This window comes from Bifidobacterium sp. SKU (assembly GCF_026016405.1).
Classification (GTDB): domain Bacteria; phylum Actinomycetota; class Actinomycetes; order Actinomycetales; family Bifidobacteriaceae; genus Bifidobacterium; species Bifidobacterium bifidum.
Genome location: NZ_CP092890.1, coordinates 730,119 through 743,519 on the forward strand (window position 1 = coordinate 730,119; position 13,401 = coordinate 743,519).

The following is a 13,401-nucleotide window of genomic DNA, read 5'->3' on the forward strand; positions in this document are numbered from 1 at the left end:
CGACAAGTGCGCGAACATAGGGACGCAAACCAGGCCATTTGCGTTTCTAAGTGCGCACGGTCGTCGTTTCGGCGCGCACTTAGAAACGCAAACGAGCGCTACACGGTCGTCATAGGGGCTGACCGGTGTGACGTGCCGTCCGTCTCACTCGTCTTCCATGTCGGCGAGCTCATGCGCCGGGCAGGCAAGCGCAAGCACGGCCGTGGTCGCTATGAACGCGACGCCACTGAGGATGATTGCCCGCATGATCCATCTCCTATCGCGTGGTCTTCTCATCGGAGAGCCGAACCTTTCCTTATCAAGTACAGCACCATATAAGAGCTCGTTTCATGGGTCAGGTCATACGAACGGTCAATTTTTGGTGACGACTTCGTGAATTACGCCGTCATCGTGCCTGCGATTGGCGTCGCAATGACGCGGCGGCGACCTGCTGGCCGGATATTGCCGTCGGCATATGACAGGACGACCATTAGAATGGCGTAACGGAACCATTGACGAGCAAACGAGGTCGATATCAGCATGTCTTTTGAGCATCCGAACCGCAACAACGAGTCCATCCGCGACGTGGAGCGTGACATCATGCGCCGCCCGCCGGAGCACAACACCACGAATCTGGATCTGGACCGGATGAACCTCATGCTCGACGTGCTCGGCCATCCGGAGCACTCGTTCCGTGTGATCCACGTCACCGGCACGAACGGCAAGGGGTCGACCGCCCGCATGGCCGAGGCCCTCTGCCGGGCGTATGGGCTGCGCACCGGCCTGTATACGTCGCCGCATCTGGAACGTATCAACGAGCGCATCGCCATCGACGGGCAGGAGCTGAGCGATGACGATTTCGTGGACATGTGGGATCAGATCAAGGATCTGGTCGCCATCGTCGACGCGAAGATGGCCGAGTCCGGCCGTCCCCCGATGAGCTTCTTCGAGGTGCTGACGTCGATGGCCATCTGGAAGTTCGCCGACGCGCCGGTCGACGTTGCCGTCGTCGAGGTCGGCATGGGCGGCCTGTGGGACGCGACGAACGTGCTGGACGCGGACGCGGCCATCATCGGCCCGGTCGACATGGATCACATGCAGTGGCTTGGCGACACCGTCGAGCAGATCGCCACCGAGAAGGCCGGTATCATCAAGCCGAACTGCACCGCCATCATCGGGCCGCAGCCGCATGAGGAGCGGGTCATGCCGATTCTGATGGAGGCCGCCGAGCGCAACCATGCGACGCTGGTACGCGACGGCTATGAGATGGAGGTCACGGACCGCGTGCCTGCGGTCGGCGGCCAGATCGCCACGCTGCACACGCCGAACGGGGTGTACGAGCAGGTGCCGATCGCCAAGTTCGGCGAGCATCAGGCACACAACGCGCTCGCCGCGCTCACGGCCGCGGAGGCGGTCATCCCGGTCAACGGGCCGTTGAACGGCGACCTGGTCGGGCAGGCGCTGCAGGGCGTCAAGGTGCCCGGCCGCATAGAGCAGATCCGCACGTCGCCGACGATCATCCTTGACGGCGGACACAACGTGAACGCGGCCGAGGCGCTGCGCAAGGCCATCGAGGAAAGCTACGACTTCACACAGCTGGTCGGCGTCGTCGCGATGATGGGCGACAAGCAGGTGGAGGAGTATCTCGGCGTGCTGGAGCCGATCCTGAGCCAGGTCGTCGTCACTGAGAACTCGTGGCGCGACCGCGTCATGCCGGCCGAGGAACTGGAGAAGATCGCCGTCCAAGTGTTCGGCCGCGACCGCGTCATCCGCGAGGACAGCCTGCCAGACGCCATCCAGAAAGCGGTCGACATGGTGGACGTCGAGGATGAGACCGGAGTCGGCTACGGCCGTGGCGTGCTGGTCTGCGGCAGTTTCGTCACCGCCGGAGACGCGCGTACGCTGCTCAAGGAGCGGATGAACGCCGACCTCGCCAAGCCGAAGGCCGAGCGCGTCAATCCCTCGGTGGGCGAGCCCGAGCCGCGCACCGGCGCCGGCGACCCTGCACGGTCCGGGGTGGAATCAGACGCCGACACGGACTTCGCCACCGACGCGAACCCCGATTTCAACGAGAACGACTTCGGCGATTTCGGCTTTGACAAGGCCGCCAAGGAGGCCGCCAAGGAGGCTGACGAGGAGGCGGATGCCGCCGACGGCAGCCCCAAGGGCGGACAGGCCTAGTCGACATGTATCTCAAGGAACTCACGCTGCGCGGCTTCAAATCGTTCGCATCCGCCACGACGCTGCGATTCGAGCCGGGCATCACCGCGGTCGTCGGTCCGAACGGTTCCGGCAAGTCGAACATCGTCGACGCGCTCACCTGGGTGATGGGTGAACAGGGCGCGAAGAACCTGCGCGGCACGTCGATGGAGGACGTGATCTTCGCGGGAACGTCCTCCCGCCCGCCACTCGGCCGCGCACAGGTGAGCCTGACGATCGACAACACCGACCACACGCTGAACATCGACTACAGCGAGGTGACGATCAGCCGCACCATCTTCCGCAACGGGGGTTCCGAATACGCGATCAACGGCTCGGCCTGCCGTCTGCTCGACATCCAGGAGCTGTTGAGCGACACCGGGCTCGGGCAGCAGATGCACGTGATCGTCGGGCAGGGGCGGCTGGACGCGATTCTGAGGGCCGATCCCAGCGGCCACCGCGCGTTCATCGAAGAGGCTGCGGGCATCCTCAAGCACCGCAAGCGCAAGGAACGTGCGCTGCGCAAGTTGGCGAACACCGAAACGAACCTGTCGCGGCTCGACGACCTGCTGAGCGAGATACGACGGCAGCTCGGGCCGCTTGGCCGGCAGGCGCGTATCTCGCGCAGGGCCGACAGCATCCAGGTGACGTTGCGCGATGCGCAGAGCCGCCTGTACGCCGACGATGCCGTCGCCGCGATGGCGAAGCGCGACGCGGTGCGCGGCGAGCTGGCTTCGGTGCGTCACGACCTGCAGGCCGCGCAATCGGAGCTCGCCCGGGTCAAGGTGCGCATCGAACAGATCGAATCGCTGAGCGCGCAATCCAGCCCGGCACTCGCGCGAATCAACCAGACCTGGCATGAGATGTCTCAGATACAGGAACGGCTGAAATCGTTGTCCTCACTGGCCGGCGAACGCGGACGGTCGCTGCTCGGGCAGCTGGTGACCTCTCTCGGCGAGGACCCCGACATGCTGAACAAGCGGGCGGAGGAGCTGGAATCGCAGGCGCGGCGGCAGTCGGAGACAGTCAACGACATGCGCATCGCGCTCGACAAGGCGATACAGGAGCGCGCCGACGACGAGAAAAAACTCGCCTCGGTGCGGCAGACCCTGGCGGAGCTGCGCAAAAGCGCCCAGCAGCGCGACTTGCAGATCGCGAACCTCAACGCGCTGATCGCCCGCGAGGAGGCGGCCGCCGAACTTGCAGACACACGCGCCAAGGATTTCACCGCGCAGCGCGAAACACTTCAGACCCAGTTGTCGCAGGCGCGCTCGCAGTGCGAGTCGTTGGAACGCGAGGCCGACAACGGCGACGATGACGGCGGCAAGGCGCTGGAACAGGCGCGGGCCGATCTCGCCAAGCGGCAGGAGGCGCTTGACGACGCGCTCGCGCGGCAACGGGACGTCGACGGTTCGATCATCACGCTGCAGGCCAAAGCCGACGCGCTGCGCGACACGCTGGAATCGCGCAACGCCTCCGGCGCTCTCGAACAGGACGATCAGGTGGCCGCGATGGGGCGGCTCGCCGATTTCATCCACGTCGAGGAAGGCTGGGAGGAGGCCATCGCCCACGCGCTGGACGCGTTCTCGGGCGCCATCGTGGTGCCGGGGGAGCGCAACCTCCTGCATGCGCTGCGCAAGGCGAAGCAGGATCGTCTGGGCAAGGCCGTGCTCGTGATGTCCGATGTGGCTGAAAGCGGTGCCGGTGCCCCGGAACAGGTGGCCGCCGCTGAGGAGAACGATGGTTCGCCATATCGGACGCCGTGTGCGGCCGGCACGATGGTGTCGGCGAATCCGAATGCACCGGACCCGGGCCGAGCCGCGGGGGTCGTCGGCGCGGTGCGGCTGCTGCTCAACGACGTCGTCGCGGTCGAGACGATGGATGAGGCCGTGCGGATGGTCCACGACGGCGGATGGGCGCAGGCCATCACCCGCGATGGGGAGGTCGTCAACCCGGTGGGTGCCGTGGGCGGTTCATCACTGTCGCAAAGCGACCTGTCCTTGGCAGCGAGGCGGGATAAGGCGCTGAAGCGGATTACGGTGCTGCAAGGGCAGCTGGACGACATCACGCGGCAGGTTGGCGAGGCCCGTCAGCGGCGGGACCAGGGGCGAGTGCTGGTCGACAAGGAATCGCAGCGGCGCATTCAGGCCAAGCTCAAGTCCGAACAGGCCGCGAAGGCGTTGCAATCGGCCGAGTCGCGGATGAAGGGCGTGGAACGTCAGGTCGCGGCGATCGAGGAGAAGCTGCGCGGCAGTGTCGAGGAACGCCGGAGCCATCAGTTGAAGCTCGACGATTTGCGGCGGGCGCTCGCCGCGATCCGGGATTCCGGCGCGGAACATGCCGACGTCGACGAGCTGGGGGAGCGCGAGCATCGGCTGGAAGCCGCGTTGAACGCTACCCGCGAGCATGAGGTCACCGCGAAGATCGCGTGGACGGAGGCGGAACGCAAGGTCGAGTCGTTCAAGCGGCAGGCCGGGCTGTTGCGCGACAACGCCGCGGAGGCCACGCAACGACGCGCGCGCATCGAGGCCATGAACGAGCGTCGCAAGGCGCAGGCCGCGCACGCGCAGCGCATCGCCGACGATGCCGCGCAGGTCGCCTCCCTGGTGGCGGCGAGCATCGACGATGTGATCGCCAAGCGCGAGGCGCTGCAGGCCGAGGCATCGAACCACGACGCGGAGCTGAAGACGCTGCGGGCGCAGCGCGATGGCATCGAGCCGAAGGTCGCGGGACTGCAGCGGCGTGAACACGAGCTGGATGTGGATCGCGAACGATTGGCCGGGGAATTCGGGCAGTTGACGCAGAAGGTGTCGGATGACCTGGGACTTTCCATCGACGAGCTCACCCGCGATTTCGGCCCCGAGCGGCCGGTGCCCGTGCTGGACGAGAACGGGCGTCCCGTGCCGCGTGCGGACGCTTCTGAACCTGAATCCGAGTCCGAACCAGGCTCCGAATCTGACGGAGGCGACGACCCGAGCCGGTTCGAAACCGTTCCGTATGACCGTGCGGAACAGCGCAAGAGGCTGGAGAAGGCGAAGCGCGACCTCGCCGCGCTCGGCAAGGTTAATCCGTTGGCCGGCGAGGAATACGACGCGCTTGAGACCCGCAACCAATACCTGAACGACCAGCGCAACGACGTGGTCAAATCTCGCGATGATCTGATGAAGCTCATCAGGGATCTGGATTCCACGATGGTGAGCGTGTTCAAATCCGCGTTCGATGATACCGCCGCCGCGTTCGAGAAGATGTTCGCCACGCTGTTCCCCGGCGGTACCGGCCGTTTGCGTCTCGACGACCCCGATGACCTGCTTGCCACGGGTGTCATCGTCGAGGCGAGCCCGGCCGGCAAACGCGTCAAGCAGCTGAGCCTGTTGTCCGGCGGGGAGCGGTCCCTGACCGCGCTGGCGCTGCTGTTCGCGATCTTCACCGCGCGGCCGAGCCCGTTCTACGTGATGGACGAGGTGGAGGCCGCGCTCGACGACGTGAACCTGACCCGCCTTATCAACGCGTTCAACGAACTGCGCGAACACGCCCAACTCATCATCATCACCCACCAGCAGCGTACGATGTCGATCGCCGACGCGCTGTACGGCATCACGATGCGCTCCGACGGCGTCACCGCCGTAGTCAGCCAGAAACTCAGCCGCTGACCCCACATCGAAGACCACCCTCCGGCGCTGCGCGCCACCTCCCGTCAGCGGGAGGATTACCGATTGCCGACCCGCTGGCGGGGGCAATCGGCCGTAGGTCGACTGGGGGTGGCCGTGCATCCGGGGATGTGGCTGTTGCTCCGCCCGACCGACCTTTTTCGCCTGCGCCGACTCTAGCGGCGGATGGCCTTGGCCCGGCTGACGGTGTCCTCCACGAGGACGGCCTGGGCGTCGATGATCGGCAGCTGAGGCAGCGGGAACGCCTCGTTGAGCACGGAGAGCTCGGTGCAGCCGAGCATCAGCGTATCGCAACGGCACGTGCCGGCCGGATCGAGCATCGCCTGCAGCACCGACTCGTAGCGCTGCAGATTCAGGTCACCGGTTCCCTTCACGTCGTCGTAGATCAGTGACGTGATGCGCTCCTGCAACTTGTCGTCCGGCTCGACGAAGGTGTAGCCGGCCTCCTCGACGGCCTGACGGTACACGCCCGAAGCCCGCGAGCCCATCGTGCCGAGGAATCCGACGCGGTGGAAACGCTCCTTGGGGTATTGCCCGGCCATGTGCGCGACGGCGCCGCGCGGCATGTGCAGGATCGGCACCGGCGTCAGTGACTGGAAATGGTCGTAGAAGTAATGCGCGGTGTTGCAGGTGAGCACGATGAAGCTCGCGCCCATCGCGGTCGCCTTGTCGATGTCGTCGGCGATTATCGGGAACGGGTCATCGTCGGACTGCCCGATGATGAACGCGGTCCGGTCGGGCACGGCCGCGTCGTTGAACACGACGTAGTCGAGGAACTCCTGGTCGCTGTGGGCGTGCGTCTCACGGTTGACCAACCGGATATAGCTTTCCGTGGCCAGCGTGCCCATGCCGCCCAATACCGCAAAAAATGGTCGTCTCATAAATGTCGCCGTCGATTCCGAAAAGTCAGTCGTTCTTGCCGAGATACGTGTCGTAGTTCTTCGCGGTCAGCCGGTGCAGCCTCCACAGCAGCAGCCGGCGCCTGAACGACAGGTCCCGCCCGTAGCGCAGCGTCCAGCCGGATTTGCCCGCCTTGTGCAGCGCGATTCCGCGGTCAAGCGCCTCCCCCGGCTCCGCGTACTTCTTGAGCGTCGAGAACGGCACCTCCAGCAGCATGCTGTCACCGCGGCCGATGACCGTGTCGCCCTCCATCGGGTTGCCGAGCACCAGGTCGTCGACGAAATACTCGGCCAGGTTGAAGCCGTTAAGCGTCACGAAGAAGTTCGTGCGGCCCTGGCGCAAGTTGATTTCGAACAGCTTGTACTCTCCGTCGCGCGGGTCGAACTTGATGTCGAAGTTCGCGACGCCCTCATATCCGATGCTTTCCAGGAAGCTCTTGATCTTCAGGCAGAATCCCTCGTTGTAGTCGGGGATGATCGCCGCGTAGTTGCCGATGGCCTCCGGCGTCGGGTCGGCGAGCAGCACGTGGCCGAGCACCATCATGCGCACATGGTGGTCATGGTCGACGTAGGCGTTGAGCACGCGCATGTTGGCGTCGGAGCCGGGGATGAAGTCCTGGATGATCAGCTCGGAGCCGTAGCCGGCGCCGTAGATCGCGGAGACGACATGGGCCAGCTCCTCGGGCGTGTGCAGAATGAACGCCTTCTTGCGTCCGGGGAAGTCCACGTGCAGGTATTCGACGCTGTTCGCCGGCTTGACGGCCACGGGGAAGCCGAACGGCAGGTCGTGATACTTGCCGGCCGCGGCACCGGCCTTGTCCAGAACGAACGTGAGCGGGTGCGGCAGGTCATACTGGGCGCACAGCTCGTAGAAGGAGGTCTTGTTGCTCAGACGGTCGTGCAGGTCGGCATCGACCGACACGAACGTGAAATACGGCTTCAGCTCGTCCTTGTACCGGCTCAGCAGCTCGCTGTAGTCGTCACCGCACGCGATGAGCAGGAACGTGGTGTCGGGTCGCTCGGACGTGAGCCGGCGACCGGCCTCGACCATGTGACGGCGGAAGGATTCCGGCTCGGTGAAGTCCGCGAAGAACGTCGGCTCCATAATCGAACTGAATTTGGTGACGGAAAGCTGCATACGGCCGTATACCAGCGATTTCAGGCCATACGCGCTGTGGAACGCGCGGGCCATCGCGTAGGCGCAGGTTTCACTGCCGAGTAGTACAGGCTGGAAAGCCGTCATTATCGATCCTTCTGTTGGACGTTCACGATTGCTTATGACATTCTACATACTCCGTGTGGCGATGGGAGGCCGTTTCGTGCGCAGAGTGCGAAGATGCGGTCACGCGGGCCGTTGCCCCTGGCGCGGGGGGACGATACATTGAAATAAGACGTATTCTCCCGATGGAACGAGGTTGGTCATGGAAGAGACGACGGCACGGGGATTCGCGGAACTTCGTGAGGCGTTGGCGTCCCGCACCGGGACGTGGCCGGAGGACTGGTTCCCGGTCTTCAAGGCACGGTACGGCATGCAGGTGGCGTTCGACGCAGTGAGGTCGGTTCGTGGCGACGGCTCGGTGCTCACCCAGCTGTTCACCTGCTGCACGGCGGTCGATCCGATTGTTGTGAGCGGGCTGAGACCGCGGTATGCGGATGTGGGCGCCGACACGATGGGCATTGACGTCGCCAAGGTGGAGTCCATGCCGCTGGGGAGCGACGAGCAGGTGCATGCGATGGTGATGCAGCATACGTTTGGCGCGATCGATGAGGACTCGTCCCGGCGGCTGGCCGCGCTGGCGGGGGAGATGGGGGCGTTGCTCGTCGAGGATTGCGCCCACTGCGTGACCCGCATGGCCCGTGATGCTGCGGGATGGCCGTTGGCCGACATTTCCGTGCACTCGTTCGGCGTGGAGAAGATGCTGCCGACCAGATTCGGCGGCGCCATCTGGGTCAATCCGCGGCTGCGTGAGCGGGATGCGGCGCTGGACGCCGAGACCCGAGGCCGGCTCGCCGCGCTGGAGCAGCCGTCCCATCATCTGGATACGGTCACGAAACTGTATATCAACGAGAACCGCGTGCTGTCGCGTCTGGGCGGATTCGGCGGGCGGATGCGTGAGCGACTCACCGCTTCGGGCTGGTATGAGCCGCCGATTTCCGACAAGGAGCGTCGCGGCGCACTGGAATATGAGCCGATGACGGTGACGCCGTGGATCGCGCAGCAGGCGGTGGCCGGCATCTCCGCGCTCGACGCCAATGAGAATGGGCGGCGCGCGGTCGTGACCATGTATCGCGAGGCTTTTGCGGGCGTCGACGGGTTGGATGTTCCGGCAGTGGCGATGGACGGCGAGGCGCAGCCGCTGTTGCGGTTCCCGCTGTTCGCGCGGGATACCGAGGCGGCGGAGCACATCATCGCCGCAGCGCGGCAGGCGGGTGGCTACGCCGAACGCTGGTACCGCCCCGAACTGTTCCCCGGCGTGACCGATCCGGCCGCCTATGGGCTCGACACGTTGGACCGCTCCACCGTGCCGGTCAGCGACCGTCTGGTCTCCACCGCGCTATGCCTGCCCACCGAACTGGGTGAAGACGCGGTTCGCCGCGTCATCGACGCCGTCCGCGCCGCCGTCTGACCACCGGCACGTCTGACCGCCCTCTGGCGCGCAGCGGGCGGTCAGACGTCTCACCCGTTACACCGCGCCGGGAATCTTACTTCTTGAGGGTGTTCTTCAGTGATTTGGCGAGCTTGAGGGAGCTGTAGAAGGCCTTCTTGATCGGCACGTCACGCCCGGCGGCCACCGGGGTGATTTCCTCGGTGAACTTGCACTTGAATTCGTTGAGGCCGTTGAGGCTCGGTGCCAGCTCGGAGCCGATGCCCATCAGATCGTATTCGGTGATGCCCTGCGAGCCAAGGATGCAGCACTCGGTGTACAGCAGCTTGTCGGTCACGTGCAGGCGCATCACGTCGTTGCGCATGCCGGCATAGTAGCGTACCGCGTGCGTGCCGTTGACGGTCACGATTGACCATGCCACCACGCGGCCCTCGATGCGGGCCGCGAACACGCGGCAATGATCCGCGCCCAGCGCCTCGATCATGTCGGAGTAGTCGGTGATCGGAGCGGGCGTGAATCCGTCGCGCTTACCGGTCTCCACCATCACGTCGTAGTATTCCGCGAAGTCGGCGATCGCCTGCTTCGTCTCGTCGGCGATGTCGGCCGGGCATTCGCGCAGCGACTTGCGCACGTCGCGGCGGCCGCGACGCTTCATGCGACTCAGGATCGCATCGTCGCCGCCGGTCACGTCGATCACCACGGTCTGGTCGTACGGCACGGTCGACAGCACCGGCACGGTGCCGTCGGTGAACCACGTGTCGATACGGATGAACGCCACGTGCCTGTCCGCTCGGTGCACTTCGGCGGCGATCGCGTCGATGGCCTCGCGTTCCAGCGCCTCGTCCGGCTTGACGATCCAGGCCGGGCCGTGCATCGAACGCAGGTAATGGTATCCGTGCGTCTCCATGTCGATGAACGCGATGAACGCGACGGTCTCGCCGTCTCGCTGGATCAGGTACACGCCCCAAGGAGTGCGGCCGGGGATGTCCGCCTGGAAGCGTGCCCACACGTCGGTCTGTTCGATCGGCAGCGTCACGCCGGCATCGGCCGCCGCCTGTTCCATTTGCTGGTAGTCGGTTTTCTGTAACGTAATCATGCTTGTCTTGCTTGTCTTTCTATCGGTTCGTGCGCTTTGGCGGCTCAGGCGAACATGCGCTCGACGATGCGGTCGTCGCCCTCGAACGGCACGTGCTTGTTGTGCTCCTTGATCCAGCGTTCGTCACCCTTGCCGATGATGAGGATGATGTTGAACCGGTCGGCGTGCGCTCGGGCGTCGTAGATCGCGTTCGTGACGGCGCTCGGGCGGTCGGAGATGACGGTGGACGCGATGCCGGGCACGGTGATGTACCGTTGCATCTCCATGCAGATGTCGATGAACGGTTCGGTGTCCGTGTCCTCGGCGGTGAAGATGAAGCTGTCGATGCGATGCTGCGCCGCTTCGACGATCTCCTTGCGCCGGTCGTACGCCTTGTTGCCGGCCGAGCCGGTGACAAGCGTGATGCGCGGGTGCTGCGAGCCGAACCGCTCGTCGACGAAATCGAGCAGCGCGGTCACGGAGGCGTAGTTGTGCGCGTAGTCGACGATCGCCAGCGTGTTGGACTGCGGGTCGTGGAACTGCTCCATGCGGCCGGCGATGCGCACCGGCTCCATCGCGTGCGTGGCCGCGGCGTCGGCGGTCAGGTCGATTCCGGCGGCATGCGCGATGGCCAGCGCCGCTGCCGCGTTGGCGTAGTTGAAGTCGCCGTCCAACGCCAGACGGAACTCGCCGAGATCAGCGCCGTCTGCGGCGATACGGTAGGCGCTGTGCTCGGCGTTCGCCGGGCTTGCGGTGACATCGGCGGCATCGGATCCGGCGGGGCTCTGCCCGTCCAGCAGCTCGAACGTGGTGACCGGCACGCCGGCGTCCGCCGCGTCCTGACGCAGCAGGTCGGCATGATCGCTGGCCGCGCCGAGCACCAGCGCACGGCTGTTGCGCACGATCTGGCGCTTGCAATACAGGTAATCCTCGAACGTCGGATGCTCGATCGGGCTGATATGGTCGGGGGAGATGTTCAGGAACGTGGCCACGTCGAACGTCAGCCCGTACACGCGCTCGACCTTGTACGCCTGCGAGGAGACCTCCATGACGAGGTACTTCATGCCGTTGTCAGCGGCCTCTCGCATCATGCGGAAAGCGTCCATCGACTCGGGCGTGGTCAGGTCGGACTCGACGTACGTGTGCCCGTCCAGGCAGTTGTCCACGGAGGAGAACAGCGCTGCCTTGCCGTGCGAGTGGGCGTTCAGCACGGCCTGGGTGAAGTACGCGGTCGTAGTCTTGCCCTTGGTGCCAGTGATGCCGACCACGGTCAGCTCGTCCTGCGGGCGTCCGTAGAACTCCGCGGACAGCAGGCTCATGGCCTTGCGCGCGTCATTGACGATCAGGCCGGGTGCGCCGGTCTCTGCCGAAAAATCGGTGTCGGCCACGTATGCGGCCAGCCCGCGCTCGTCGATGTCATGCAGATACTCGGCCTTGAACCGCCCCTTGCAGCACAGCAGCGTGCCCTCGCGCACGTCCCTCGTGTCATAGGTGATCGCCGAAAAAGCGGTGTCAGCCCCTTCGATGTCGTGCGCATCAAGCGTCCAACGATCCGCGCGGATGATCTCCCGAAGCAGACCGTGCCGCTTGAGCAGTTGCGCCGCCGATGCCAACGTTACCGTCATACCAAAACCTTTCCTCATGGTGCCGCTGTCATTGTACAAGCCCGACGACCGCGGGAACGATATGCGCGACATGTGCTGATAAGTCCATCACAAAACCGTGCCCACGCTCACAATTTCACCGCACGTCTTGCATACAATAGTGAGCGTGACCGACGAACAGCAACCGAACGAGACCACGGCGCAGGCGCGAGCGAGATTCGAGAAGCTCGCCATGCCCGCGGTCAACGCGCTGTACCGCCAGGCGATGAAGCTCACCAACAATCCCGATGATGCCCAGGACCTTGTGCAGGACACGTTCGAACGCGGGTTCAAGGCGTTCGACAGTTTCGAGGACGGTTCGAACTTCGAGGCGTGGATGACCACCATCGAGCGCAACGCATACTTCAACCAGTACGCGAAGGCGAAGCGGCGGCCGCAGCGGGCCAACGACTCCACCGGCGAATACGACGACTGGGACATCTACGCGGCATCCGAGCACTCCTCGGAGGGGCTGAAATCCGCGGAGCAGGAGTATCTGGACGCCTTCGCGCCGCAGGAGATCATGGCGGCGCTCGCAAAACTCCCGCCCGAGCGCCGGCAGGTGTTCATTGACGCAGCCATCGACGGCAAGTCGTACCAGCAGGTCGCCGACGAGCAGGGCGTGAAGATCGGCACGGTGATGAGCCGCCTGAACCGTGCGCGCACCCAGTTGAAACGCGAACTGTCATCGTACGCGCTGGCGCATGGATACGGCGACGCCCGCAAGCAACTGCCAAGTTCACCGTCCGCGAACTCCAGATCCCCGGTGAGCGTTCATAATGGAGATGACGGAATGCGATCCGTTGCGACGAGCGAAAGGAGCAGGCGTGAGTGACCCTATTGAGCGGCACAGCCATATTTCCATCACACGGCAGACGCCTGTGGGCATCGTCCATGCGGATATGCATATCACATCGGTGGAGATTTCGGGCATGCCCGGTGACATGGGCGATGATCTGGTCGGGGACTGTTTCGACCCGGATTCGTGTTGCGACGAGCATGAGAAGGCGATGATCGCGGCGCTGCGTGCGTATCTGCGGCCCGAGGTCGCGCCGGAATGTCTGCTGGCGCGGTTGCGCGACACGCTTGACCGCTGTTGCTGCGAGGATGGCGGGAATGCTGCCGGTGCCGTCGACGAGCCGGGACGGTCCGCGCAACCCGCGCAGCCTGTACGCGGCGCTGCGGTCGTGTCCTGAGACGCGATTTCGGCTTGGGCCCCTGTCTCGAAGCTCGGCAAGCAGGATAAAACGGGCCTGCATAATAAAACGGAATAATAAGATAACAAACGGGTCTGCCCGGCTTTCGCTGGGACAGACCCGTTGTCGTCTGTTA

Annotated in this window: 9 protein-coding genes; 5 read left to right on the top strand and 4 right to left on the bottom strand. The window is 64.7% G+C overall.

What is annotated here, in order from left to right:
• Window positions 1–519 precede the first annotated feature (519 nt).
• Together MMB49_RS03070 and smc are read left to right on the top strand one after the other, a co-directional pair.
• Window positions 520–2,160 carry a bifunctional folylpolyglutamate synthase/dihydrofolate synthase gene (locus MMB49_RS03070; protein ID WP_047271739.1) on the top strand — a complete coding sequence of 547 codons (1,641 nt, stop codon included), beginning with the start codon at window positions 520–522 and terminating at the stop codon, window positions 2,158–2,160.
• A gap of 5 nt (window positions 2,161–2,165) precedes the next feature.
• The gene (gene smc, locus MMB49_RS03075; protein ID WP_047271741.1) at window positions 2,166–5,828 is read left to right on the top strand and encodes a chromosome segregation protein SMC; all 3,663 of its coding nucleotides are present in this window, start codon (window positions 2,166–2,168) and stop codon (window positions 5,826–5,828) included.
• Window positions 5,829–6,001: 173 nt separating this feature from the next.
• Here the strand turns inward: smc and MMB49_RS03080 are convergent, their stop codons facing one another.
• A complete protein-coding gene (locus MMB49_RS03080) occupies window positions 6,002–6,727 on the bottom strand; it encodes an aspartate/glutamate racemase family protein (protein WP_047271743.1) in 726 nt (241 codons plus the stop codon).
• 25 nt (window positions 6,728–6,752) lie between these two features.
• The gene (locus tag MMB49_RS03085; protein ID WP_013389675.1) at window positions 6,753–7,988 is read right to left on the bottom strand and encodes a carboxylate--amine ligase; all 1,236 of its coding nucleotides are present in this window, start codon (window positions 7,986–7,988) and stop codon (window positions 6,753–6,755) included.
• 178 nt (window positions 7,989–8,166) lie between these two features.
• Here MMB49_RS03085 and MMB49_RS03090 point away from each other — a divergent pair, with 178 nt between their 5' ends.
• Window positions 8,167–9,372: a DegT/DnrJ/EryC1/StrS family aminotransferase gene (locus MMB49_RS03090; protein WP_047271744.1), complete on the top strand. Its 1,206-nt coding sequence runs from the start codon at window positions 8,167–8,169 to the stop codon at window positions 9,370–9,372.
• A 76-nt stretch (window positions 9,373–9,448) separates the two neighbouring features.
• Here MMB49_RS03090 and MMB49_RS03095 read toward each other — a convergent pair whose 3' ends face one another.
• Complete coding sequence (locus tag MMB49_RS03095) at window positions 9,449–10,447, bottom strand: lipid II:glycine glycyltransferase FemX (protein WP_047271745.1); 999 nt, start codon at window positions 10,445–10,447, stop codon at window positions 9,449–9,451.
• 44 nt (window positions 10,448–10,491) lie between these two features.
• On the bottom strand, window positions 10,492–12,051 hold the full coding sequence (locus tag MMB49_RS03100) for a UDP-N-acetylmuramoyl-L-alanyl-D-glutamate--2,6-diaminopimelate ligase (RefSeq protein WP_047271747.1): 1,560 nt from the start codon (window positions 12,049–12,051) through the stop codon (window positions 10,492–10,494).
• 211 nt (window positions 12,052–12,262) lie between these two features.
• On the opposite strand from MMB49_RS03100, the gene MMB49_RS03105 reads away from it, so the two are divergent.
• Together MMB49_RS03105 and MMB49_RS03110 are read left to right on the top strand one after the other, a co-directional pair.
• Window positions 12,263–12,904, top strand: coding sequence for a sigma-70 family RNA polymerase sigma factor (locus MMB49_RS03105; RefSeq protein ID WP_013363262.1), 642 nt, complete (start codon window positions 12,263–12,265; stop codon window positions 12,902–12,904).
• 67 nt (window positions 12,905–12,971) lie between these two features.
• Window positions 12,972–13,265, top strand: a complete 294-nt coding sequence (locus MMB49_RS03110) for a hypothetical protein (protein WP_371316009.1) — start codon at window positions 12,972–12,974, stop codon at window positions 13,263–13,265.
• Window positions 13,266–13,401 lie beyond the last annotated feature (136 nt).